At 71.3% G+C, this 24,213-nt stretch carries 21 protein-coding genes; 16 read left to right on the top strand and 5 right to left on the bottom strand.

Annotation, left to right across the window (positions count from 1 at the left end):
* Positions 1-74: 74 nt before the first annotated feature.
* From HQQ79_RS06345 to HQQ79_RS06360, 4 genes are all read right to left on the bottom strand, one after another.
* Positions 75-1,295 carry a hypothetical protein gene (locus HQQ79_RS06345; RefSeq protein ID WP_173033017.1) on the bottom strand — a complete coding sequence of 407 codons (1,221 nt, stop codon included), beginning with the start codon at positions 1,293-1,295 and terminating at the stop codon, positions 75-77.
* A 150-nt stretch (positions 1,296-1,445) separates the two neighbouring features.
* A complete protein-coding gene (locus HQQ79_RS06350; protein WP_173033019.1) occupies positions 1,446-3,326 on the bottom strand; it encodes a glycoside hydrolase family 2 protein in 1,881 nt (626 codons plus the stop codon).
* Between the two features lie 104 nt (positions 3,327-3,430).
* Entirely contained in the window at positions 3,431-3,886 is a 456-nt protein-coding gene (locus HQQ79_RS06355; protein ID WP_173033021.1) for a MaoC/PaaZ C-terminal domain-containing protein, read from the bottom strand.
* A 20-nt stretch (positions 3,887-3,906) separates the two neighbouring features.
* Entirely contained in the window at positions 3,907-5,379 is a 1,473-nt protein-coding gene (locus tag HQQ79_RS06360) for a CHAD domain-containing protein (RefSeq protein ID WP_173033023.1), read from the bottom strand.
* A gap of 128 nt (positions 5,380-5,507) precedes the next feature.
* On the opposite strand from HQQ79_RS06360, the gene HQQ79_RS06365 reads away from it, so the two are divergent.
* Positions 5,508-6,821 (top strand): phosphotransferase, encoded by a 1,314-nt coding sequence (locus HQQ79_RS06365; protein WP_216852176.1) that lies wholly within the window; start codon positions 5,508-5,510, stop codon positions 6,819-6,821.
* A gap of 75 nt (positions 6,822-6,896) precedes the next feature.
* Here the strand turns inward: HQQ79_RS06365 and HQQ79_RS06370 are convergent, their stop codons facing one another.
* Positions 6,897-7,247 (bottom strand): DUF1844 domain-containing protein, encoded by a 351-nt coding sequence (locus HQQ79_RS06370; RefSeq protein ID WP_027466553.1) that lies wholly within the window; start codon positions 7,245-7,247, stop codon positions 6,897-6,899.
* Positions 7,248-7,530: 283 nt separating this feature from the next.
* Here HQQ79_RS06370 and infC point away from each other — a divergent pair, with 283 nt between their 5' ends.
* From infC to tyrS, 15 genes are all read left to right on the top strand, one after another.
* Positions 7,531-8,205, top strand: coding sequence for a translation initiation factor IF-3 (gene infC, locus HQQ79_RS06375; protein WP_081827403.1), 675 nt, complete (start codon positions 7,531-7,533; stop codon positions 8,203-8,205).
* Positions 8,206-8,265: 60 nt separating this feature from the next.
* Positions 8,266-8,460 carry a 50S ribosomal protein L35 gene (gene rpmI, locus HQQ79_RS06380; RefSeq protein ID WP_017887976.1) on the top strand — a complete coding sequence of 65 codons (195 nt, stop codon included), beginning with the start codon at positions 8,266-8,268 and terminating at the stop codon, positions 8,458-8,460.
* Between the two features lie 28 nt (positions 8,461-8,488).
* Positions 8,489-8,872, top strand: a complete 384-nt coding sequence (gene rplT, locus HQQ79_RS06385) for a 50S ribosomal protein L20 (RefSeq protein WP_017887975.1) — start codon at positions 8,489-8,491, stop codon at positions 8,870-8,872.
* A 65-nt stretch (positions 8,873-8,937) separates the two neighbouring features.
* On the top strand, positions 8,938-9,789 hold the full coding sequence (locus tag HQQ79_RS06390; protein WP_071405146.1) for an RNA methyltransferase: 852 nt from the start codon (positions 8,938-8,940) through the stop codon (positions 9,787-9,789).
* Between the two features lie 96 nt (positions 9,790-9,885).
* Positions 9,886-10,926 carry a phenylalanine--tRNA ligase subunit alpha gene (gene pheS, locus HQQ79_RS06395; RefSeq protein ID WP_027466550.1) on the top strand — a complete coding sequence of 347 codons (1,041 nt, stop codon included), beginning with the start codon at positions 9,886-9,888 and terminating at the stop codon, positions 10,924-10,926.
* The gene (gene pheT, locus HQQ79_RS06400; protein WP_173033025.1) at positions 10,926-13,418 is read left to right on the top strand and encodes a phenylalanine--tRNA ligase subunit beta; all 2,493 of its coding nucleotides are present in this window, start codon (positions 10,926-10,928) and stop codon (positions 13,416-13,418) included. Before pheS ends, pheT begins: the two co-directional genes overlap by 1 nt.
* Before the next feature lie 77 nt (positions 13,419-13,495).
* Positions 13,496-14,593, top strand: coding sequence for an N-acetyl-gamma-glutamyl-phosphate reductase (locus HQQ79_RS06405; protein WP_173033027.1), 1,098 nt, complete (start codon positions 13,496-13,498; stop codon positions 14,591-14,593).
* On the top strand, positions 14,590-15,789 hold the full coding sequence (argJ, locus tag HQQ79_RS06410) for a bifunctional glutamate N-acetyltransferase/amino-acid acetyltransferase ArgJ (protein WP_173033029.1): 1,200 nt from the start codon (positions 14,590-14,592) through the stop codon (positions 15,787-15,789). Before HQQ79_RS06405 ends, argJ begins: the two co-directional genes overlap by 4 nt.
* Positions 15,789-16,841, top strand: a complete 1,053-nt coding sequence (gene argB / locus HQQ79_RS06415) for an acetylglutamate kinase (protein WP_111058105.1) — start codon at positions 15,789-15,791, stop codon at positions 16,839-16,841. Before argJ ends, argB begins: the two co-directional genes overlap by 1 nt.
* Positions 16,838-18,061 carry an acetylornithine transaminase gene (locus HQQ79_RS06420; RefSeq protein ID WP_027466545.1) on the top strand — a complete coding sequence of 408 codons (1,224 nt, stop codon included), beginning with the start codon at positions 16,838-16,840 and terminating at the stop codon, positions 18,059-18,061. The genes argB and HQQ79_RS06420 overlap by 4 nt, the downstream gene beginning before the upstream one ends.
* Entirely contained in the window at positions 18,058-18,981 is a 924-nt protein-coding gene (gene argF, locus HQQ79_RS06425) for an ornithine carbamoyltransferase (protein ID WP_071405139.1), read from the top strand. Before HQQ79_RS06420 ends, argF begins: the two co-directional genes overlap by 4 nt.
* Positions 18,982-18,999: 18 nt before the next feature.
* Positions 19,000-20,196, top strand: coding sequence for an argininosuccinate synthase (locus tag HQQ79_RS06430; RefSeq protein ID WP_173033031.1), 1,197 nt, complete (start codon positions 19,000-19,002; stop codon positions 20,194-20,196).
* A gap of 38 nt (positions 20,197-20,234) precedes the next feature.
* The gene (gene argH / locus HQQ79_RS06435) at positions 20,235-21,671 is read left to right on the top strand and encodes an argininosuccinate lyase (protein ID WP_027466542.1); all 1,437 of its coding nucleotides are present in this window, start codon (positions 20,235-20,237) and stop codon (positions 21,669-21,671) included.
* On the top strand, positions 21,668-22,366 hold the full coding sequence (locus tag HQQ79_RS06440) for a DNA-3-methyladenine glycosylase (RefSeq protein WP_173033033.1): 699 nt from the start codon (positions 21,668-21,670) through the stop codon (positions 22,364-22,366). The genes argH and HQQ79_RS06440 overlap by 4 nt, the downstream gene beginning before the upstream one ends.
* Before the next feature lie 63 nt (positions 22,367-22,429).
* A complete protein-coding gene (gene tyrS, locus HQQ79_RS06445; protein WP_173033035.1) occupies positions 22,430-23,743 on the top strand; it encodes a tyrosine--tRNA ligase in 1,314 nt (437 codons plus the stop codon).
* The last annotated feature ends 470 nt before the right edge of the window (positions 23,744-24,213 follow it).

Raw genomic sequence — 24,213 nt, forward strand, 5'->3', positions numbered from 1 at the left:
GCACGTCGCACCGCGGTCTGCGCGTGTTCAACCGGCGAACACCGGTGTCTTGCAGAAGCGCGGACCAGCACCGCTCACGGGTACCCGAGGAACCAGAGCAGCACGATCGCGACCGGCTGCAGGCACACCCCGACGACCAGCCACGTCACCGCCCGCCGCCGCGTCCCCACGAACACGTCCGCCCCGAGCAACGGCGCCATCGGCATGAGCAACCGCGGCAACGACTGCTGCGGCAGGAACACCGCCACCAGGTACAGCCCGTAGGACGCCGTGAACGCGAGCACGTCGGTGCCCAGAGCCCGCGTGCTCCTGCGCGAGAAGAACCACACCGCGCCGGCGAGGACCACCACGACGAGTCCGATGCCGAGCGGCCCGAGCCACGTCGACGCCATCGTGAACCACGGCGTCAGCGGCGCGAAGTGCCGGCGGCCGACGAACCCCACCCACCACGACAGCTCGGTGTCCAGGTACGCGTTCGGTCGCCCGGTCACGGCCGTCGCGATGACGGGCCACGCCAGTCCCGCAGCCGCGACGACCATGCCGGTCACCACGATCGCGATCCGGTCGCGCCACGGGAACGCGTCCTGCTGCCGGCGCCAGGCCACCCACCGCAGGACCAGGTGCACGGCCAGTGCCAGCGCCAGCGCGAGGACCCCGGGCTTCGTGAACGCCGCCACGACACCGAGCGGGGCGATCACCCAGTACCGTCGCCGGACCAGGGCGAGCAGGGCGCCGAACAGCAGCACGAGCAGCAGACTCTCCGCGTAGGCGACCTGCAGCAGGAACCCCGTCGGCGCGAACGCGAACAGTGCGGTCGCCCAGCGGGCCCGGTGCGAGCACCCGACGGCGAGCACCAGCCGGTACAGCAGCACGCAGGCGCCCGCTCCGGCGATCGACGCCACCACGACCCCGGCGACCCAGAACGACGCTCCGGTCAGCGTCATCACGACCCGCACCACCGCGGGGAACACCGGCAGGAACGCCCACGCGTTCGGCAGGACGTGCCCGGAGTCATCGGTCGGCAGCGTCGCCGGGTACCCGTGCTCGGCGATGATCCGGTAGAACGAGGCATCCCACGAGCCCGAGAACGTGAAGAACGAGGGATCGTGCCGGTACGAGGCGAACGGCCAGCCGTTCGCGGTCGCCAGCAGGTACACGGTCGCCAGCAGCACGGTGCTGACCACCCGCGAGCCCGCCCAGATCAGCAGCGGTGCGGTCCAGGCGCTGCGCCGTCCGGTCAGCAGGCTGCGGAACCCCCGCCTGGAGGCCCGGCTCGCTTCCGCCACGTTCGTCACCCGCCCGATCCTCCCAGACCGCGGGCCGCGCCCCGCATCGCGGGCCGTCCCGCGTCCGCCGCGAGGCAACCTGTGTGCATCGTGAGCAGTAATGGTCGGGTCCGTCTGCCGGACCCGACCATTCCTGCTCACGAAGTGCGGGCCTCCCGGCTAGCGCCCCGTGACCGCGCGACGGATCTGCTCGATCGGCACCTTCGGCGACCGGTCGGCGTTGAGCAGGCCGTTGGTCTCCTGCATGGTGTCGGTGAGCTGCGTGTAGCAGGACCCGGCGAGGAACGAGCTCGCACGGATCGCGTCGTACAGCGCGGTGATGCGGGCGACCCAGTCGTCGCCGTCAGTGGCCGACGTGTAGCCCCAGCCGTCCTCGCGCTGGACGCCCGGCTGGTAGTTCACGCCCCCGAACTCGGTGAGCATGACCGGCTGGCCGAGGTCCTCGGCGCCGCCGACCAGGATGCGGCGATCCGCCGGACCGATGCCACCGAGGAGTCGAGCCCGTGCGGTCTCGTCCGAGTAGGTGGCCGCGAGCCGGGGGCCGTCGCCCTCGTAGTCGTGGATCGTGACGACGTCGGAGTTCGTGTGCTCCCACCCGTCGTTCGAGATCACCGGACGCGTCGGGTCCAACGCCCGCGTGACGTCGGCGAGGGCCCGGGCGTAGGCCTGCTGGGCCGGGTCGGTGGCGATGTGCTGCACGCCCCAGCTCTCGTTGGCGGGCACCCACGTGACGATCGACGGGTGCGAGGCGTCACGCTCGACGGCGTCCATCCACTCGCGCATCAGACGCTGCACGGCGCGGGGGGAGAACGCGTAGGCGCCGGGAGCCTCACCCCACACCATGAGTCCGAGTCGGTCGGCCCAGTACAGGAACCGCGGGTCCTCGATCTTCTGGTGGTTGCGAGCCGCGTTGAAGCCGAGCTCCTTGATGAGTTCGACCTCGCGGCGGAGTGCCTGGCGGGACGGGGCGGCGATGTGCGACTCGGGCCAGTAGCCCTGGTTCAGGACGCTGCGGACGTCGTGGCGTCGGCCGTTGAGCAGGAACGCGCCGCCGTCGACCCCGACCGTCCGGATCCCGAAGTAGCTGGCGACGGCGTCGAGCGCGCCCGTGCTCGCTGTCGTGGCGTTGCCGGCGCTCGGCAGCAGCGTGACCGTGGCGTCGATCAGCCGGGGCGTGTCCGGCGTCCAGTGCAGCTCGTCCTCGGCCTGCCCGTTCGTCTGCCGCGCGATCGGCACGACCACGTCGAACTCGTCGCCGGTCTCGCCGACGGTGGTCTCGATCGTGGCGAGGTGCTCGTCGCGGTCGTCCCAGCGGGCCTCGACGCGCAGGCGCTCGCCGCCGGTGCGGTGACCGTCGAGCCGGACCGTCAGGCGCATGGTCGCGTGGTCGACGTTCGTCCAGCGCAGGGACGCGATCGAGGCGGTCGGCACGGCCTCGAGCCAGACGGTCTGCCAGATCCCGGTGGTCCGGCGGTACCAGATCGCGTGCGGGTCCTCGTGCCAGTCCTGCTTGCCGCGCGGCTGGGTCAGGTCGTGCGGGTCGTCCTCGGCGCGGACCACCAGGGTGTGCACGGCGTCGGGGTCGGCGGCCAGCGCTTCCGTGACGTCGAAGGAGAACGAGGTGTGGCCGCCCTCGTGTCCGCCGATGAACTGCCCGTCGATCCAGACGCGGGCACGGTGGTCGACGGCGCCGAAGTGCAGGACGAGTCGAGGGGCGCCGTCGCCGAACCCGGCGGCGTCGAGCTCGGATCGGGTGATCGCACGGGAGTACCAGACCACGGGGTGGAAGCCGGGCTCGTCGATGCCCGAGGCCGGGGACTCGGGCGGGAACGGGACGACGATGTCCCGTGCGTCGGCGAAGCCCGTGTGCCAGGCGGGGTCGTCGCCGTCGTTCCGGAACGACCACGTGCCGTCGAGGTCGGCCCACGCGGTGCGGAGCATCTGCGGCCGGGGGTACGTGCCGTCCTGCCGCGAAGCGAGGGGGAGGCCGGGAGCGGAAGCGGAGTCAGGTGCGGCCACGGTGCCGTCGAGCGTGCTCATGCGTCCATGCTCCCGTGCCGGTACATCGTTGTAAAGGGCTCGTTGTGAACAGGGAGCCGGGATTGCGCGGAACAGGTTCCGCGGGGCTCTCGTCGAGCGGTCGCTCAGTCGATCGCGGCGTCGCGGGTGAGCACCATGACGTCCATCCGTCCCTGCTGGACGACCGCGCCGTGCTGGTTCCGCAGCGCCACCGCCCGCTCGACGATCCCGGTCGTGCCCGAACTCGTCAGCCTGGTGCCCAGTATCTCGACGGTGCAGGTCACGGTGTCCCCGATGAACACGGGCTCGGTGAAGCGCCACTGGTCGATCCCGAGCAGTGCCACCGCGGACCCCTCGAACACGCCCGTGCGCGCGATGAGCCCGAGGCACAGCGAGGTGCCGAGCAGCCCGTGCACGATCCGCTGCCCGTACCGGGTCTTCCCGGCGAACTCGACGTCCGTGTGCACCTGGTTGTTGTCGTTCGTCCACGAGGCGAACGACACCACGTCCGCCTCGGTGATGGTGCGCCCCGGTGTGGTGAAGGTCTGTCCGGCAGCGAGGTCCTCGAAGTAGTGCGGCACGGCCCGATTCTCGCACCCGGTCAGAGTCGGGCGAGCAGCTTCCGCGATCGGTGCAGGCCCTGCGCACTGGCCGCCCGCTCGGTCGTCGCCAGGACGCCGTACCCGAACGTGTCCTCGCCGTGCTGCGCTGCCACAGCGGCCAGCCCTCGGTACGCATCGGCTGCGTGCGCGGCGTCGAGCGTCTCGCCCAGGGTCTCCTGCACCCGTCGCAGCCGTCCGAGCCGACGCTTGCCGACGTCGGGCAGGTCCCCGGCCGCCTGCAGTGCGTAGCGCAACCGGCGCGCGGCCTTCCGGACCTCGTGCAGGGTGTCGAGGTCGTCGCTGGGATCGCCCAGCAGCCGACCGACGCGTGCCCGCTCGTGCCGGATGCGCCTGGTGACGAACGCGGCTGCGTCGTCGTCCGCGTGCGGGCCGGCCGGTGCCCGCAGCAGCAGGTCGTCGAGGGCGTCGAGCGTCCGGAACCAGGCGTCCGAGCGCAGCGCTCGCCGGAGCTCAGCAGCGGCGACGCTGCGACGTTCCGCGGTCGCCGAACCGATGCGGTCCAGGGTCTCGGCGTCCACGTACCCGTCGGGGGCGCGTGCCGTCGACCGGGACAAGCCGGCGTGCAGCACCTCGGCGTCGCGAGCGGTCCCGGCGACCCGACCGGTCTGGGCCAGGGCGGCACGGAGCTCCTCGGTCGCCCGGCGGTCGAGCGCGCCGCGGAACGCCGCGAGCACACTCCGCAGGCGGCGCAGCACCTTCCGGAGGTCGTGCACGGCCTCGGGCTCGTCGGCCCGTACCCGGGGATCCACCGCGACGAGGTCACGCCGCAGGGCATCGAGCACCCGCAGGACGAACCCGGCGGCGGTGTCCGGCCGGGGGCGCTTCGCTCGTCCGCGTCGGTGCTCCGGGGCGGGCTCGGGGCCGCGGGGGAGCGGAACCGACGCGACGTCCACGGGATCGGTCGCCGCGTCGTGCAGCGCTCGTTCGGCCGCTCGAGCCGTGGCGCCGTCGCGTCCGTCGTCGGTCAGGGCCCACCACCGCGACGACCGCAGCACGGTGGTGTCCGGGTCGCCGTCGTCCACGCGCACGTCGGCGACCTCGGCCCGCACCCGGCCGTCCCCGCCGCGCAGGGTCACGAGCGTCGTGGTGGTGTCACGGACCAGGACCGTCCGCAGGGGACGACCACGCAGGAACACCTCGACGGCGTCTCGCGGGGGATCGTCGGACACGCCCCCGAGCGGCTCCGGGCCGGTCCCGTGCCCGCCCCGGTCGATCGTCCAGTCGCCGTCCGGCGAGCGTGTGAGCACGACACCCTCGGCGGCGAGCACCCGGTCGTCGGAGTCCCACACCGTCTCGCGCACCGTCACCGCTTCGTGACGGCGCACGTCGGCGGCGAACGGCTCGAGTGCGGGGAGCCTGCGGTCGTCGAGGATCCGCCAGGTCCGGCGGGGGTCGGGGAGCGCAGGTGCAGCGTCAGCGGCGGAGGCAGGAGCGGCAGCGGATCGGGGCATGCCGCAAGTGTCGTCCGACGCACCCGTGTCGGACCGGGGGCAACGGGGTTCTGTGGACGGAGTCCTGCCCGGGGTGTCCTGTGGGGGACTCGGCACCTCGCCAGGCCCCGGCGCGTAGGTTCCGCTGCATGAGCGACGGAGCACCCAGCGCCCCCGACACCCGCGCCGACCACAGCGCCCCCGACACCACAGCCCCCACCAGCACGCCGAGCGACCGCGACCTCGAGTCCTGGATCGCCGACCGCCGCTGGTACGCCTCGAAGGGGTCCGTGCCACGCCTCCGGACGATCTCCACCGACGACGGGACCCGGCTGGTGCTCGACGAGGCCCCCGCGGTCCCCGTCCTCTACCAGTCACCGATCACCAGCGACGCCGACGGCGCGATCGTCGACGCCACCACCGACCTCGCGTGGGTCTCGGCGCTCGCCGCACGCATCGACGGGGCACCGGACAGCCTCAGCCCGATCGGCCGGGTCACCGCCGCCCGCGTCCTGACGGGTGAGCAGTCCAACACGTCGGTCATCTGCGACACCGAGTCGGGCGACCGCGTCATCATCAAGGTCTTCCGCGTGCTGCACCACGGCGACAACCCCGACGTGACCACGCAGCTCGCCCTCACGGCAGCGGGCAGCACGCGGGTGCCGCGGGTCTACGGCGCCCTCCGCGCCGACTGGCCCGACGTCGGACGCCCGGACGGCACGGCGACGGGGCACCTCGCCTTCGCCCAGGAGTTCCTGCCCGGGCTCGACGACGCCTGGCGCGTCGCCCTGCAGGAGGCGCAGGCCGGCACCCCGTTCGGTGACCGCGCCGAGCAGCTCGGCACCGCGCTCGCCGACGTGCACCGCACCCTCGCCGGAGCGCTGCCGACGGAACCGGCCGACGCGCCCCGACGGGACGCCGCCGTCGCCACGATGCACGCCCGACTCGACACCGCCGCCCGCGAGGCCCCGGCCGTCGCCGACCACGTCGACGCCATCCGCGCGGTCTACGCCCGTGCCGCTGACGCGACGTGGCCGGATCTGCAGCGCATCCACGGTGACCTGCACCTCGGACAGGTCCTGTCGGCACCGGACCCCCGCGGGTGGGTGTTCCTCGACTTCGAGGGGGAGCCGCTCCGCCCCCTCGACGAACGCTCGCTGCCGGACGTCACCCTGCGCGACGTCGCGGGCATGCTGCGCTCCTTCGACTACGTCGCGGGCGCGCTGGCACACGATGCCGAACCGGTCGACGCAGCCTCGTGGGCAGCCGAGGCGCGAGCCCGCTTCCTCGAGGGCTACCAGCAGGGGACCGGCGCGGACCTCGCCGTCCACAGCGCGCTGCTCGACGCCTTCGAACTCGACAAGGCGGTCTACGAGGTCGTCTACGAGACCCGCAACCGACCCGACTGGGTCGGGATCCCGCTCGCGGCCGTCGCGCGCCTGGTCGGCGACAGCGGGTCCTGAGCGCGACCCACGGACGGACGGGAGGCCCGTGGCGACACCGCCACGGGCCTCCCGTCCGTCACCGGGTGACGTCGTCTAGTTGACGGGACCCGTGTACTTCTCGCCGGGTCCGGCACCGATCGGGTCCGGGATCGCCGACGCCTCGCGGAAGGCGAGCTGCAGCGACCGCAGTCCGTCGCGGAGCGGACGGGCGTGGTGGTCGCCGATCTCGGTCGCGGCGGCGGTGACCAGGCCGGCCAGCGCGGTGATGAGCTTCCGTGCCTCGTCCAGGTCGGTCTGTTCCTGCGGGTCGTCGGCCAGGCCGACCTTCACGGCCGCGGCACTGAGCAGGTGCACCGCAACGGTGTTGATGAGTTCGACCGCCGGCACCTCCGCGATGTCCCTGGCGGCGTCGATGCCGGTGTCGTCGATCGGGGTGTCGCTCACGGTGCTCCTCTGCTAGGCTTGCTCGCGGCAGATGCTGTCCGTGTGCCGTCAGTTCCTCGACAACACCCGGACGGCGTCACGAAAGAGGAGTCTCTCCCACCCGCGGCCGCGTTCCACCAGGCTACCGGGTCACCACCGCTCCGCGAGTGCACGTGTTGTGCTCGTCGGTCGGATCCCACGGATCCGATGCAGGGCGGCTGCCGAACGGGTCGACATCCCGTGCGTCAGATCTCCTCTCTCGTGCTGTCGTCCAGGGCAAACGCCCCGGACGACCACCACCTGATTGAAGGAGCTCCGCATCACCGATCCCCGTACCAACGACCGAATCCGCGTTCCCGAAGTCCGACTCGTCGGACCGCAGGGTGAGCAGGTCGGCGTTGTCCCGATCGCCATGGCACTGCGTCTCGCGCAGGAGGCCGAACTGGATCTGGTCGAGGTCGCGCCGAACTCGAAGCCGCCCGTGGCCAAGATCATGGACTACGGCAAGTTCAAGTACGAAGCCGCTCAGAAGGCCAAGGAAGCTCGTCGCAACCAGGTGAACACGGACCTGAAAGAGGTCCGTTTCCGCCTGAAGATCGACGTGCACGACTACGAGACGAAGCGCAAGCGTGCCGAGGGGTTCCTCCTCGGTGGCGACAAGGTGAAGGCGATGATCCTCTTCCGTGGCCGCGAGCAGTCGCGTCCGGAGCAGGGTGTCCGTCTCCTCCAGAAGTTCGCGGAAGAGATCGCCGAGTTCGGTGTCGTCGAATCGCGTCCGACCCAGGACGGCCGCAACATGACGATGATCATCGCCCCGCTCAAGAACAAGTCCGACGTCAAGGGCGAGCAGAACGCCAAGCGTGCTGCACAGAAGGCCGAGCGTCGTGCCACCGAGCACGCCGCGAAGGGCAAGGACGAGGCCGAGGCCGGTTCCACGTCCGAGGCAGCCGCGGAATCCACGGACGCCGCGGCCGAATAGGTCCCCGGACCGACCCCGCAACGACGCGGCCCCCCATCCATCCCACGGAAAGGCACCACCATGCCCAAGCAGAAGACCCACTCCGGGTCGAAGAAGCGCTTCAAGGTCACCGGTACCGGCAAGATCATGAAGCAGCAGGCCGGTATGCGTCACAACCTCGAGGTCAAGAGCTCCAAGCGCAAGGCCCGCCTGAACGAGGACCAGGTCCTCTCCAAGGGTGACGCGAAGAACGTCAAGAAGCTCCTCGGCCACTGAGCCCCGCAGATCGTAAAGGAATAGTGCAATGGCACGAGTAAAGAGAGCGGTCAACGCCGCCAAGAAGCGCCGCGTCATCCTCGAACGCGCCGAGGGCTACCGCGGCCAGCGTTCGCGTCTGTACCGCAAGGCCAAGGAGCAGGTCACCCACTCCCTCGTCTACGCGTACCGCGACCGTCACGCGAAGAAGGGCGAGTTCCGTCGCCTCTGGATCCAGCGCATCAACGCTGCGTCCCGTGCGAACGGCCTGACCTACAACCGCCTCATCCAGGGTCTCAACCTGGCCGGCGTCGAGGTCGACCGTCGCATCCTCGCCGACCTCGCGGTGAACAACCCCGAGACCTTCACCGCGCTCGTCGAGACCGCGAAGAAGGCCCTCCCGGCCGACACCTCGGCCCCGAAGGCTGCGTAGTCAGTTCTTCTGCTCGCGAAACCCCCGCCGCACGGCGGGGGTTTCGTCGTTCCTAGACTTGGGTCGTGAGCGATCTCCTCGAGAACCCCCGTGCCGGACGCGTGAAGGCCGTTGCGGCCCTGGCCAAGAAGGACGTCCGGGCCGAGACCGGCCTGTTCCTGCTGGAAGGGCCCCAGGCGGTCCGCGAAGCGCTGGAGTACGCCCCGGAGCTCCTGCGCGAGCTCTACGTGACCCCGACCGCCGCTGCCCGCTACGGGCTCGACGACGCGCCGGTGGACACCTGGTTCGTGACCGAGCAGGTGCTCGACGCGATGGCCGACACGGTCACCCCGCAGGGCGTGGTGGCGGTGTGCCAGCAGTTCCCGACGTCGGTGAAGGACGTCTTCCCGGACCGCGCTGCGGCCGCCGCCGACCGGGAGGCCCGTGATGCGTCCGACGAGCAGGCCGCGTTGCCCGGACTGGTCGCCATCCTCGAAGAGGTGCGGGACCCGGGGAACGCCGGCACGATCATCCGGGCCGCCGACGCGGCCGGCGCCGACGCGGTGGTGCTGACCGGACGCTCGGTCGACCCGTACAACCCGAAGGTCGTCCGGTCGACGACCGGGTCCCTGTTCCACGTCCCGGTGTCCGTCGGCGTGACCCTGGCGGACACGATCGAGCGGGCGAAGGCCCTGGGCTACACGGTGCTCGCGGCGGACGTCTCCGGCGACGACCTGCCGGTGGTCCGAGCCGAGGGGATGCTCGACGGACCGACCGCGTGGGTCTTCGGCAACGAGGCCCGCGGACTCACCGCCGACGACCTGGCGCTCGTCGACCGGGCCGTCAAGGTGCCGATCTACGGGCAGGCGGAGTCGATGAACCTCGCCACGGCCGCGTCGGTGTGCCTGTACGAGTCGGCCTTCGCGCTCCGGAGCTGACCCTCGTCCCTCCCCAGGCCGGTCGTCGGCGTCGGCCATCCACCGTCCGCTCGGTGCAGGTGGGTGGTATCCCGACGGCCGGTAGGCTTGGGTCTCGTGTCAGAACCTCTCGAGATCAGCGAATCGGCCGTCGCCGACGCGGTGGACGCGGCCCTCGCCGCCGTCCGTGCCACGACGACGGTCGCAGAACTGAAGCAGGCCAGGGCCGAGCACACCGGTGAGCAGTCACCGTTGGCGCGGATGAACGCATCGATGCGCAGTGTGCCGCCGGAGCAGAAGGCCGCGGCGGGCAAGCTCGTCGGGCAGGCCCGTGGGCGGGTGAACGCGGCGATCGCCGAGCAGGAATCCGTCCTCGCGGTGGCCGAGGAGCGCGCACGGCTCGAAGCCGAGCGCGTCGACGTCACCGCGTTGCCGGTCCACCGCGCCACCGGCTCCCGCCACCCGCTCTCGCTGCTGAACGAAGCCGTCGCCGACATCTTCGTGGGCATGGGGTGGGAAGTGGCAGAAGGCCCCGAGCTCGAGCACGAGTGGTTCAACTTCGACGCGCTGAACTTCGACCAGGACCACCCGGCCCGGGCCATGGCGGACACGATCTTCGTCGAGCCCGTCGACCGGCACCTGGTCATGCGCACCCACACCTCACCGGTGCAGGTGCGGTCGCTGCTGTCGCGTGACCTCCCGCTGTACGTCATCGCCCCGGGTCGCGTCTACCGCGCCGACGAGCTCGACGCCACGCACCTGCCGGTCTTCACCCAGGTCGAGGGCATCGCGATCGACAAGGGTCTGACGATGGCGCACCTGCGCGGCACGCTCGAGCACTTCGCCCGGCAGATGTTCGGCGCCGAGGCGCAGATCCGGCTCCGCCCGAACTACTTCCCGTTCACCGAGCCCAGCGCCGAGATGGACGTCTGGCAGCCGAACGCCAAGGGTGGCGCGCGGTGGGTCGAGTGGGGCGGCTGCGGCATGGTGAACCCCAACGTCCTGCGTGCCGCCGGCATCGACCCGGACGAGTACCAGGGCTTCGCGTTCGGCATGGGCATCGAGCGGACACTGCAGTTCCGCAACGGCCTGAACGACATGCGTGACTTCCTCGAGGGCGACATCCGCTTCTCGCAGCAGTTCGGAACGGTGGTCTGATGCGCGTCCCACTCCGTTGGCTCGGTGAGTCCGTCGACCTCCCCGAGGACGTCACCCTCGAGCACGTCCACGCGGCGCTCGTGTCGGTCGGCTTCGAGGAAGAGGACGTCCACACCTTCGACCTGACCGGACCCATCGTGGTCGGTCGGGTCCTCGAGCGCGTCCCCGAGCCGCAGAAGAACGGCAAGACCATCAACTGGTGCCAGGTGGACGTCGGCGAAGCCGAGCCCCGCGGCATCGTCTGCGGCGCGCACAACTTCGACGTCGGCGACCTCGTCGTCGTCACGCTGCCCGGCGCAGTCCTGCCCGGGCCGTTCCCGATCGCCGCCCGCAAGACCTACGGGCACGTGTCCGACGGCATGATCGCCTCGGCCCGCGAGCTCGGGCTGGGCGACGAGCACGACGGCATCCTGCGCTTCGCCGACCTCGGCATGGACCCCACCGTCGGTGCCGACGCCATCGCGCTCCTCGGCCTCGACGACGCCGCGGTCGAGATCAACGTCACGCCGGACCGCGGCTACGTGCTCAGCATGCGCGGGGTCGCCCGTGAGTACGCGCACGCAACCGGAGCCAGCTTCCACGACCCCGTCGACCGCGTCGCGCCGCGCACGGCCGAGGGCTTCCGGGTCACGATCGACGACCAGGCCCCGATCCGGGGTCGGGCCGGAGCATCAACGTTCGTCACGCGTGTCGTGCGCGGGATCGACCCGGCCGCGAAGACACCGTCCTGGATGGTGTCGCGTCTGTCGCTGGCCGGGGTGCGCTCCATCTCCCTGCCCGTCGACGTCACGAACTACGTCATGTTCGAGCTCGGCCAGCCGCTCCACGGCTACGACCTGCAGACCGTCGCGGGCGGCCTCGGCGTGCGCCGGGCGGCCGCTGGCGAGACGCTCGAGACCCTCGACGGCACCGTCCGGAAGCTCGACCCCGAAGACCTCGTCATCACCGACGACCACGGTCCCGTCGGCCTCGCCGGCGTCATGGGCGGAGCCCGCACCGAGATCTCGGCGAGCACGACCGACGTCCTGATCGAGGCCGCCGGGTTCGACCAGGTCTCCATCGCCCGCACCGCTCGTCGCCACAAGCTCCCCAGCGAGGCATCCCGTCGCTTCGAGCGTGGTGTCGACCCGCAGGTGGCCGAGGCCGCGGCGAACCGTGCCGTCGAGCTCCTCGTCGAGCTCGCCGGCGGCACCGCTGACACCCTCGGGTCCACGCTCGTCGACGCCGAGCCGCGGGCGACCGTGACGATGCGCCTCTCGCGTCCGGCCGAGCTCGTCGGCGTCGAGTACACCGACGCCGAGGTCATCGACACACTCCGCGCGATCGGCGCCACGGTCGAGGCCGACGGTGAGCAGCTCGCGGTCACCCCGCCCACCTGGCGTCCCGACCTGACCGACGACACCACCCTCGTCGAAGAGGTCGCGCGCATCGTCGGCTACGACCGGATCCCGAGCGTGCTGCCGGTCGCTCCGCCCGGTCGGGGCCTGACCCGGCACCAGCAGGCTCGTCGTCGGGTCGCCTCGGCGCTGGCCGCGGCGGGCCTGACCGAGGTCGTCACGGCGCCGTTCGTGTCCGCTGCCACGCAGGACGCCTACCCGGGGATCGACCCGCAGGGCGGACCGAGCGTCGTGCTCGCCAACGCCCTGGACAGCGAGCAGAACCTCCTGCGCCGCAGCGGCGTGCCGGCCCTGGTCGACGCCGCCCGTCGCAACGTGTCGCGCGGGCTCGTCGACGTCGCGCTCTACGAGACGTCCCGGGTGTTCCTGCCGGTGACGGGCGTGACGCTCGGCACCGACGAGGTCCCGGCGGGCGCCGCCCGGCCCGACCGTGCGACGCTCGAGGCGCTGGACGCCTCGCTGCCCGCCCAGCCCTTCCACGTCGCCGCACTGCTCACCGGCCACCGGGTCGTCAAGCAGCCCGGCACCACGGCAGAACCGTTCGGCATCGCCGACGCGATCGATGCGGCCCGCCAGGTCGCCTGGGCCGTCGGTGTCGAACTCACCGTCGCGCAGACGACCCACCCGTCCCTGCACCCGGGCCGCGCCGCGTCGCTGCTCGTCGACGGCACGGTCGTGGGCGTCGCCGGAGAGCTCCTGCCCGAACTGGCCGAGGCCGCCGTCCTGCCCCGCGTGGTGGCGGTCGTCGAGCTCGACCTCGACGCACTGGTCGCCGCGGCCCCGGAACTCATCGCGGTCGCGCCGATCGTCTCCTACCCGGCAGCCACGCAGGACCTCTCGCTCGTCGTCGACGCCGACGTGCCGGCCGGTGACGTGCTGGATGCGGTGCGCTCTGGCGCCGGAGACCTGTTGGAGTATGCTCGGCTCGTGGATGACTACCGGGGCTCCGGCGTGGACGAGGGACAGAAGTCCCTGACGTTCGCCCTGCGCTTCCGTGCCACGGACCGCACGCTGACCGCTGCCGAGGCCACCGAGGCCCGTGACGGCGCTGTCCGACGTGCCGGCGAGCGATTCGGGGCGACCCTGCGCGACTGACCCACACGGGATCAGCACCGCCCGGGGTCGCCGCCTCCGACTCTCTCGACGACCAGTCCGACCAAAGGTGGAATCCCATGTCCGTATCCGTCGCCGTGGCGGGAGCCTCCGGCTACGCGGGTGGTGAGCTCCTGCGCGTGCTCTCCGCCCACCCCGAGTTCGAGGTCAGGACGGTGACGGCGTTCTCGAACGCCGGACAGCCCCTGATCGCGACGCAGCCGCACCTCCGTTCACTGTCGCACCTGACCCTGGCGCAGACGACGGCCGAGACGCTGCGCGGGCACGACGTGGTGTTCCTGGCACTGCCGCACGGGCAGTCGGGAGCGATCACCGCGGAACTCGGCGACGACACGCTCGTCATCGACTGCGGCGCGGACCACCGTCTGACGGACCCGGCGGCGTGGGAGCGGTTCTACGGCGGTGACTACTTCGGCGCGTGGACCTACGGGCTGCCCGAGCTCCTGCTCGCGGCGCCCACCCCGGGCTCGGCCGATGAATGGCGCGAGGTCGACGACATCGCCTCGCAGGGCAAGCAGCGTTCCGCCCTGGTCGGCACGAAGCGCATCGCGGTGCCCGGCTGCAACGTCACCGCGGTGACGCTCGGCATCCAGCCGGGCATCCAGGCCGGCCTCGTCGAGTCCGACGACCTCGTGGCGGTGCTCAGCGTCGGCCCGAGCGGTGCCGGCAAGAAGCTCAGCACCACCTACCTGGCCTCCGAGATCATGGGGTCCGCCAGCGCGTACGCTGTCGGCGGCTCGCACCGGCACGTCCCCGAGATCCAGCAGAACCTGCAGGTCGCGGGGGCCTCCGACGTGACGATCTCGTTCACGCCGGTCCTGGTCCCGATGTCGCGGGGGATCCTCGCGACCACCACCGCGAAGCTCTCGCCCGGCGTCAGCGCACGCGACGTCCGACTCGCCTGGGAACAGGCGTACGCCGACGAGCCGTTCGTCCACCTGCTGCCCGAGGGCGAGTTCCCCCGGGTCGCGGACACGATCGGTGCGAACACCGCGCTCGTCGGCATCGCCGTCGACGAGGCCGCCGGCCGTGTCGTCGCGGTGACCGCGCTCGACAACCTCGCCAAGGGCACGGCGGGCGCCGCCGTCCAGTCGGCGAACATCGCCCTCGGTCTCCCCGAGACCACGGGCCTCAGCGTGGACGGAGTCGCACCGTGACCGACGCAGGCACGACCACCCAGACCGAGCGGGGCCTCCAGGGCGTCACCGCGGCAGCGGGCTTCCGCGCCGCCGGCGTCACCGCCGGTCTCAAGACGAGCGGCAAGCCGGACGTGGCCCTCGTCGTCAACGACGGCCCCGACGCGGCCGTGGCCGCCGTCTTCACCAGCAACCGGGCCCAGGCGCACCCCGTCATCTGGTCCCGCCAGGTCGTCGGTGACGGCGTCGCGCGTGCCGTCGTCCTGAACTCCGGCGGCGCGAACTGCTTCACCGGCCCGTTCGGCTTCCAGACCACGCACCTGACGGCCGAAGCCGTGGGCGACGCCCTCGGGATCGGGGCCGGCGACGTCGTCGTCTGCTCCACCGGGCTCATCGGTGTGGGCGACCAGACCTTCCGCGACAACGTGCTCCGTGGCGTCGACCTGGCGAGTGCGGCACTCAGCGACGACGGCGGTCCGGATGCGGCGACCGCGATCATGACGACGGACACGAAGGCCAAGCAGTCCGTCGTGACCGAGGACGGCTGGACCGTCGGCGGCATGGCCAAGGGCGCCGGGATGCTCGCGCCCGGGCTCGCGACGATGCTCGTCGTCATCACGACGGACGCCGTGCAGACGCCGGACCAGCTCGACCAGGCGCTCCGCGCCGCCACCCGCATCACGTTCGACCGGGTCGACTCCGACGGCTGCATGTCGACGAACGACACCGTCGTCCTGCTGTCGTCGGGTGCAAGTGGGGTGACGCCCGAGGTCGGTGACTTCCAGGAGGCCCTGACCGCGGTCTGTGCCGACCTGGCCCGCCAGCTGCAGCAGGACGCCGAGGGCGCGAGCCACGACATCGCGATCGAGGTCGTGCACGCCGCGACCGAGGACGACGCCGTGACCGTCGGTCGGAGCGTCGCCCGGAACAACCTGTTCAAGGCTGCGGTCTTCGGCAACGACCCGAACTGGGGCCGGGTGCTCGCAGCGATCGGCACCACCGACGCCGAGTTCGACCCGTACGCGGTGGACGTCAGCATGAACGGCGTCCGGGTCTGCCACGCGGGCGCACCCGACGAGCCGAGCGACTCCGTCGACCTGACCCCGCGTGACACCCACGTGCGCATCGACCTCGGTGTCGGCACGCACTCGGCCACGATCCTGACCAACGACCTCACGCACGACTACGTGCACGAGAACAGCGCGTACTCCAGCTGATGGCGGCCGACACGAACGGGGCCGGCACGCCCCTCACGAAGGAAGAAGAACACGAGTTCGCCGCGGTCAAGGCGGCGACGCTCATCGAGTCGCTGCCGTGGCTCAAGCGCTTCTCGGGCAAGGTCGTCGTGGTCAAGTTCGGCGGCAACGCCATGGTGAACGAGGACCTGAAGCGCGCCTTCGCCGAGGACATGGTCTACCTGCGCTACGCCGGCCTGCACCCGGTCGTCGTGCACGGTGGGGGGCCGCAGATCTCCGCCGCCCTCAAGGAACAGGGCATCGAGTCCGAGTTCCGCGGCGGCTACCGCGTCACGACGACCGAGGCGATCACGGTCGTCCGCGACGTCCTGGCCGGCGAGGTCAACCGCGAGATCGTCGACTTGATGAACGAACACGGCGAGGGCCTGGCCGTCGGCGTGTTCGGCGACGGCGGCTCGCTGTTCACCGGCGAGAAGAAGGGCGTCGTCGTCGACGGGCAGGAGTACGACCTCGGCCATGTCGGGGACATCACCCACGTCGACCCGTCCGGTGTGCTCGCCGCGATCGAGGCCGGCCGGATCCCGGTCGTCTCGAGCATCGCGATCGACGACGCGCACCCCGACCAGGCACTCAACGTGAACGCGGACGCTGCGGCGGGTGCCCTGGCGATCGCGCTCCGGGCCTCGAAGCTCATGATGCTCACCGACGTCCCCGGCCTGTACCGCAACTGGCCCGACCGCGACTCGATCGTCGACCTCATCGCGGTCGACGAGCTCCGCGAGCTCCTGCCGAGCCTCGAATCGGGGATGATCCCCAAGATGACCGCGTGCCTCGACGCCGTCGTCGGCGGGGTCGGCGGTGCGACGATCATCGACGGCCGGATCCCGCACTCGATCCTGCTCGAGGTCTTCACCCTGCGGGGTGCGGGCACCGAGGTGATCCCGGACCCGAGCCGACGAACCGAGAACCAGATGACCCACGCCGAGATCGGCCGCCGCGTGGCGTCGCCGTCGATCGACAGCAGTACCGGCCAGCACGTGGCGGGTACGAACGAGAAGGGACACCAGCAGTGAGCACCGAGACGCAGACCGAGACCTGGAACGACCGGTTCGGGGCGTCGCTCATGCGATCCCTGACCCCGCCGAAGATCATGCTCGAGCGCGGCCAGGGCTGCCGCGTCTGGGACGTCGAGGGCAACGAGTACCTCGACTTCCTCGCCGGCATCGCGGTGAACTCGCTCGGCCACGCGCACCCCGCCCTGGTGGAGGCGATCGCCGACCAGGCCGCGAAGCTCGTGCACGTGTCCAACTACTTCGCCACCCCGCCCCAGCTCGAACTCGCCGAGCGCCTCAAGCGCATCACCGGTGCAGGCGACGCGGGCCGCGTGTACTTCGGCAACTCCGGCGCCGAGGCGAACGAGGCCGCGTTCAAGCTGGCCCGCCTCAACAAGGGGGCGGACGGCACGAAGACCCGGATCCTCGCGCTCAAGCAGGGCTTCCACGGCCGCACGATGGGCGCGCTCGCGCTCACCGGCAAGCCCGCGCTGCAGCAGGACTTCCTGCCGATGATCCCGGGTGTCGAGCACATCGACACCTCGATCGAGGCGCTCGAAGCGTCGATCGACGACTCCGTCGCCGCCCTGATCCTCGAACCCATCAAGGGCGAGGCCGGCGTGGTCGACCTGCCGGAGGGCTTCCTGCTGGCGGCACGCCGACTGACCGCGGAGCACGGCGCACTGCTGATCCTCGACGAGATCCAGACGGGTGTCGGCCGGACCGGCAACTGGTTCGCGTTCCAGGGCCACGGCGTGACGCCGGACGCCATCACCGTCGCCAAGGGCATCGCCGGTGGCTTCCCCATCGGCGCCCTGGTCACGTTCGGCTGGGCGTCCGACCTGTTCTCGGCCGGGCAGCACGGTTCGACCTTCGGCGGCAACCCGCTCGGCACCCGCGTCGCCAACGCGGTGCTCGAGGAGATCGAGCGCGCCGACCTCGTCGCCGGCGCAGTGGTCAAGGGTGAGCGGATCCGTGACGGCATCCGCGCCATCGGTTCCCCGCTGGTGGAAGAGGTCCGTGGCACCGGCCTGCTCATCGGCGTCGGTCTGACCGGTCCGATCGGTCCGGCCGTCAACGCAGCCGCCCTCGAGCGTGGCCTCATCATCAACGCCCCCAACGAGTCGAGCCTGCGCATTGCGCCGCCGCTCATCGTGTCCGACGCCGAGATCGACGAGTTCCTGTCGATCCTCGCCCAGAGCCTCGCGGCCGTCGCCGCAGCGCAGGAGCCCACCGCATGACCCGCCACTTCCTCCGCGACGACGACCTGAGCCAGGCCGAGCAGTCCGCGATCCTCGACATCGCCGACCGCATGAAGGCCGACCGCTGGGCGGAGAAGCCGCTGGCCGGTCCGCAGAGCGTCGCGGTGATCTTCGACAAGTCGTCGACCCGTACCCGGGTGTCCTTCCACGTCGGCATCTCCGACCTCGGCGGCAGCCCGCTGATCATCTCGACGGCGAACAGCCAGCTCGGCGGCAAGGAGACCCCGTCGGACACCGCCCGCGTGCTCGAGCGCATGGTGTCGGCGATCGTGTGGCGCACCTACGGCCAGGCCGGGCTCGAGGAGATGGCCGCCGGCACGACGGTCCCGGTCGTCAACGCGCTGTCCGACGACTTCCACCCCTGCCAGCTCCTCGCCGACCTGCTCACCATCCGTGAGCACCGCGGCGCCCTCGCCGGGCAGACCGTGGCGTTCATCGGCGACGGCGCGAGCAACATGGCGCAGTCGTACCTGCTCGCCGGGGCGACGGCGGGCATGCACGTCCGCGTCGCCGCCCCCGCCGAGTTCTCCCCGTCGGCGCAGGTCGTCACCGACGCCGAGGAACGCGCCGCCGTGACGGGTGGCTCCGTCCTCGTGGTGACCGACCCGGTGGCCGCGGTCGCGGGTGCCGACGTGGTCGTCACCGACACCTGGGTGTCGATGGGCAAGGAGTCCGAGAAGCAGTCGCGTCTCGACACCTTCGCGGGGTACCGCGTCGACGACGCGCTCATGGCGCACGCCGCCGACGACGCCGTCTTCATGCACTGCCTGCCGGCCGACCGTGGGTTCGAAGTGACCGCCGACGTCATCGACGGCCCGCGCAGCATCATCTGGGACGAGGCGGAGAACCGTCTGCACGCCCAGAAGGCGCTGTTGGCCTGGCTGCTCGCCAACGACTAGCCGACGGACCGATCACCAGTGGCTGACCGCGTCGTCCTCGCGTACTCCGGCGGTCTCGACACCTCCGTCGGGATCGGCTGGCTGCGCGACGCCACCGGCAAGGACGTCGTCGCACTCGTGGTCGACGTCGGCCAGGGCGGCGAGGACCTCGGGGCGGTCCGGCAGCGTGCGCTCGACTGCGGCGCCGTGGAGTCACTCGTCGTCGACGCCAAGGACGAGTTCGCCGACGAGTACATCGTGCCGGCGCTCCGGGCCAACGCGCTCTACCAGAAGCGGTACCCGCTCGTCTCGGCACTGAGCCGCCCGCTCATCGCGAAGCACCTCGCGCTGACGGCGAAGCAACTCGGTGCCGACAGCGTCGCGCACGGCTCCACCGGCAAGGGCAACGACCAGGTCCGCTTCGAGTCAGCCGTCGCGGCGATCGCACCGGATCTGCGGACCGTCGCCCCGGTGCGGGACCTCGCCCTGACCCGCGACCGCGCCATCGCGTACGCGCAGGAGCACCGGCTGCCGATCCAGCACTCGGAGCGGGAGCCGTGGTCGGTCGACCAGAACGTGTGGGGCCGAGCCGTCGAGACCGGGCTCCTCGAGGACCCGTGGAACGCCCCCGCCGCCGACCTCTACGCGACCACGCAGGACCCGGCGATCCCGCAGCAAGCCGACGAGGTCACGATCACCTTCGACCGTGGTGTCCCGGTCGCCCTCGACGGGCAGCGGTTCAGCGTGCTGCGCATGGTGCAGGAACTCAACGCGGTCGCCGGCAAGCACGGCGTCGGGCGGATCGACGTCGTCGAGGACCGGGTGGTCGGCATCAAGTCGCGCGAGGTCTACGAGGCGCCCGCCGCGATCGCGCTCATCGCCGCGCACGAGGAGCTCGAGAGCCTCACCCTCGAGCGCGACGTCGCCCGGTTCAAACGCGGCGTCGAGTCCGAGTGGGCCGACCTGGTCTACGACGGCCTGTGGTTCGGCGGACTCAAGCGCAGCCTCGACGCCTTCGTCGAGCACACCCAGCAGCACGTCTCCGGCGACGTCCGGTTGCGGCTGCAGGGCGGGCGTGCCACCGTGACGGGCCGTCGGTCGGAGCAGAGCCTCTACGACTTCGACCTGGCGACGTCGGACACCGGCGACGCGTTCGACCAGTCCGTGTCCAGGGGGTTCATCGAGCTCTGGTCACTGCCCAGCAAGATCTCCGCCCGCCGCGACGCGGCGAACTGACCGACAGCCGCACCACAGACGAAACGACGCAGGACGACATGACCGACGAGAAGACCGACGCCACCAACACCGGTGCCCTCTGGGGCGGCCGCTTCGCCGACGGCCCGAGTGCGGCCCTCGCCGCGCTCTCGAAGTCGACGCACTTCGACTGGCAGCTCGCGCCCTACGACATCGCGGGGTCCCGTGCCCACGCCCGAGCGCTGCACACCGCGGGCTACCTGACCGCCGACGAACTCGAACGCATGCTCGCCGGCCTCGACCGGCTCGAAGCGGCGCACGTCGACGGCACACTGCAGCCCGACGACTCCGACGAGGACGTCCACGGCGCCCTCGAACGCCTGCTCATCGCCGACCTCGGTCCCGAGCTCGGTGGCAAGCTCCGTGCCGGCCGCAGCCGCAACGACCAGATCGCCACCCTCGGCCGCATGCACATGCTCGACCACGGACGGCGCATCGGCCGGCTCGTCATCGACCTCGTCGACGCGATCACCCAGCAGGCGACCGAGCACCCGGCCGCGATCATGCCGGGGCGCACGCACCTGCAGCACGCGCAGCCGGTGCTCCTGGCCCACCACCTGCTCGCGCACGCCTGGCCGCTCGTCCGCGACCTCGAGCGCCTCCGCGACTGGGCCGGCCGCGCGAGCGTCAGCCCGTACGGTGCCGGTGCGCTGGCGGGCAGTTCCCTCGGCCTCGATCCCGCCGCGATCGCCGCGGAGCTCGGCTTCGACCGTCCGGCGGACAACTCGATCGACGCCACGGCAGCCCGTGACGTCGTCGCCGAGTTCGCGTTCGTCCTCGCGCAGATCGGCATCGACGTCTCGCGCCTGTCGGAAGAGGTCATCCTCTGGAACACGAAGGAGTTCGGCTTCGTCCGGCTCCACGACGCGTTCTCGACCGGCTCGAGCATCATGCCGCAGAAGAAGAACCCGGACATCGCCGAGCTCGCCCGGGGCAAGTCGGGGCGCCTGATCGGCAACCTGACCGGGCTCCTCGCGACCCTCAAGGGACTGCCGCTGGCGTACAACCGCGACCTGCAGGAGGACAAGGAGCCGGTCTTCGACTCCGTCGCCACGCTCGAGGTCCTGTTGCCCGCGTTCACCGGCATGATCGCGACCCTGACCTTCGACACCGACCGGATGGCCGAGCTCGCGCCGCAGGGCTTCTCGCTCGCGACGGACGTCGCCGAGTGGCTGGTCCGTCAGGGCGTCCCGTTCCGGGATGCGCACGAGGTCTCCGGCGCGCTCGTCCGGTACTGCGAGGAGCGCGGCATCGAGCTCGACGAGCCGACCGACGACGAGTACCGGTCGGTGTCCGAGCACCTCACGCCCGACGTCCGTTCCGTCCTGACCATCGAGGGCAGCGTCGCATCGCGCTCCGGCGTCGGCGGCACCGCACCCGACCGGGTCGCCGAGCAGCTCGCGTCCGTCACCCGCCGCGTCCGCGACCTGGCCGAGGGCGCACCCTTCTCGCGATGACCCCGGGGATCGCCGCGCTGCTCGCCGAGCCCGCCCCGATCATCGCGCCGGCCCTGCTCGGTGCGACGATCGCGGGGCGCGGCGTGGCGCTCCGCATCACCGAGGTCGAGGCCTACTCCGGCCCCACCGACCCCGGCTCACACGGACACCGGGGGATGACGGAGCGCAACCGCCACCTCTTCGGTCCGCCCGGCACCCTGTACGCCTACCGCTCGTACGGCATCCACACCTGCGTCAACGTCGTGAGCGGGCCGGCCGGAACCTCGTCGGGCTCGCTGCTGCGCGGTGCCGAGGTCGTCGAGGGACTGGACGTCGCGCGAGCGCGTCGCGGGTCGACGGTCGCGGACGTCGCGTTGGCACGCGGTCCCGGCAACCTCGGTGGTGCGCTCGGAGCGGTCCTCGGGCAGGACGACGGCACGTCGCTCCTCGACGGGTCCGGTCCGTTCGTGCTCACCCTGGCACCCGGCCTGGAGGCCCGGCTCGCCTCCGCCGGACCGGCCCACGTGGTCGACGAGCTCCTGTCCGAGACCCTGGCCGGTCCGCCCGCGGGCGCTGCGGTCCCGCGGATCTCCCGCGGCCCGCGCACCGGCGTCGGCGGCATCGCCGGCGGGGTGCGGTACCCCTGGCGCTTCTGGCTGACGGGTGACCCCACGGTCTCGACGTACCGACGGCACAAGGGCGCCCTCGACTCCTGAACCCGGCCCCGGGCCTCCCGGCTGCCGCGCCTGCCGGACGTCCGTCGCCGCTACGATGGCGGGGTGTCCAGTGATACCGCTCAAGACGTCCTGACGCGCCAGCAGAACGATCCCGCCTTCGACTCGGTGTGGGACGAACTGCAGTGGCGTGGTCTGGTGCAGGTCTCGACCGACGAGACCGCGCTGCAAGAGGCCCTCGACGGTGAGCCGATCACGTACTACTGCGGCTTCGACCCGACGGCGCCGTCGCTGCACTGCGGCAACCTGCTGCAGCTCCTGACCATGCGCCGGCTGCAGCTCGCCGGGCACAAGCCACTCGCGTTGGTGGGTGGGTCGACCGGTCTCATCGGCGATCCCCGTCCCACGGCCGAACGCACGCTGAACACCCCGGAGACCGTGGCGGAGTGGGTGTCCCGGCTGCAGGCACAGGTGTCCCGGTTCCTCAGTCCGGACGGCGACAACGGCGTCCGCCTGGTGAACAACCTCGACTGGACCGCACCGTTGTCCGCGATCGACTTCCTGCGTGACGTCGGCAAGTACTTCCGCGTCAACTCGATGCTCAAGAAGGACGCGGTGGCCGCGCGGTTGAACTCCGATGCGGGGATCAGCTACACCGAGTTCAGCTACCAGATCCTGCAGGGACTCGACTACCGCGAGCTCTGGCGCCAGTACGGGTGCACGCTGCAGACCGGTGGCTCGGACCAGTGGGGCAACCTGACCTCCGGTACGGAGCTCATCCGTCGTGCCGAAGGGGCCACGGTGCACGCCCTCGGGACCCCGCTCATCACGAACTCCGACGGCACGAAGTTCGGCAAGAGCGAGGGCAACGCGATCTGGCTCGATGCCGAGATGACCTCGCCGTACGCCCTGTACCAGTTCTGGCTCAACACGGCGGACGCCGACGTCATCGCCCGACTGCGGCAGTTCACGTTCCTGACGCGTGCCGAGATCGAACGACTCGAGCAGGCCGTCGCCGACGAACCCTTCCGACGAGAGGCCCAGCGGACCCTGGCGTTCGAGGTGACCTCGATCGTGCACGGGGTGGCGGCGACCCAGGCGGCGATCGATGCCGCGGCCGCGCTGTTCGGCAACGGCGAGCTCGGTGCGCTCGAGCCGGAGACCCTGCGGTCGGCGATCGCCGCGCTGCCGGGCACGGTCACGCTCGACTCCGGAGCAGACGTCGCACGCGCACTCGTGGAGACCGGACTCGTGAAGTCCCTCGGCGAGGCCCGCCGCGCGATCGACCAGGGCGGCGTCTACGTGAACAACGTCAGGGCCGAAGACCCGGCCGCCCCGCTGTCCGACCTCGCCCTGCCCGGGGGAGTGCTCGTACTGCGTCGTGGCAAGAAGACCCTCGCCGGCGTGACCCTCGCCTGACCCCGGTTGCTCGACCCCCTGCGATGCCCGGTTCCCCTGTGGAACCGGGCATCGCTGCGTCCGGGCGACGTGTGTTGCACAACGCGACACGCCCGGGATGGGGGCTGGCTTGGCGCACTCGCTCAGGGCTGCGTATAGTTCTTACTCGTCACCCCAAAGGTGCGGCGGAGCGGCTGGAGCGAAAGCCCAGAGCACGTCGGCCCTCAAGCGGGACCATCCTCCACTGAAGTTCAGATCGGGCCTTGCGCCGGATCGCTTCGACGCCTAGGATGACAAGCCCACCGGTTCTCTCCCCTCGGGATGAGCCACTGGACCTCCGGGTCCGACGAACCACCGGTGGCAAGCCAAGAACACAAGCCTTGTGGCTGAAGCTCGAACTCGAGCCGAGGAGCAAGTGCGTCTGGTCCTTGAGAACTCAACAGCGTGCACATTGTCAATGCCAATTTATTGATTGACCTCGTGCCTGGTCG

The organism is Curtobacterium sp. VKM Ac-2852 (assembly GCF_013205045.1).
In the GTDB taxonomy this organism is placed as follows: domain Bacteria; phylum Actinomycetota; class Actinomycetes; order Actinomycetales; family Microbacteriaceae; genus Curtobacterium; species Curtobacterium flaccumfaciens.

Bases quoted from the DNA above. Each gene is read 5' to 3' on its own strand.
- HQQ79_RS06405 (WP_173033027.1), top strand. From the start codon at position 13,496: ATGTCCGTATCCGTCGCCGTGGCGGGAGCCTCCGGCTACGCGGGTGGT.
- argH (WP_027466542.1), top strand. From the start codon at position 20,235: ATGACCGACGAGAAGACCGACGCCACCAACACCGGTGCCCTCTGGGGC.
- HQQ79_RS06440 (WP_173033033.1), top strand. From the start codon at position 21,668: ATGACCCCGGGGATCGCCGCGCTGCTCGCCGAGCCCGCCCCGATCATC.
- argF (WP_071405139.1), top strand. From the start codon at position 18,058: ATGACCCGCCACTTCCTCCGCGACGACGACCTGAGCCAGGCCGAGCAG.
- rplT (WP_017887975.1), top strand. From the start codon at position 8,489: ATGGCACGAGTAAAGAGAGCGGTCAACGCCGCCAAGAAGCGCCGCGTC.
- HQQ79_RS06350 (WP_173033019.1), bottom strand. From the start codon at position 3,326: ATGAGCACGCTCGACGGCACCGTGGCCGCACCTGACTCCGCTTCCGCT.
- pheT (WP_173033025.1), top strand. From the start codon at position 10,926: ATGCGCGTCCCACTCCGTTGGCTCGGTGAGTCCGTCGACCTCCCCGAG.
- rpmI (WP_017887976.1), top strand. From the start codon at position 8,266: ATGCCCAAGCAGAAGACCCACTCCGGGTCGAAGAAGCGCTTCAAGGTC.
- HQQ79_RS06365 (WP_216852176.1), top strand. From the start codon at position 5,508: ATGAGCGACGGAGCACCCAGCGCCCCCGACACCCGCGCCGACCACAGC.
- argB (WP_111058105.1), top strand. From the start codon at position 15,789: ATGGCGGCCGACACGAACGGGGCCGGCACGCCCCTCACGAAGGAAGAA.
- HQQ79_RS06360 (WP_173033023.1), bottom strand. From the start codon at position 5,379: ATGCCCCGATCCGCTGCCGCTCCTGCCTCCGCCGCTGACGCTGCACCT.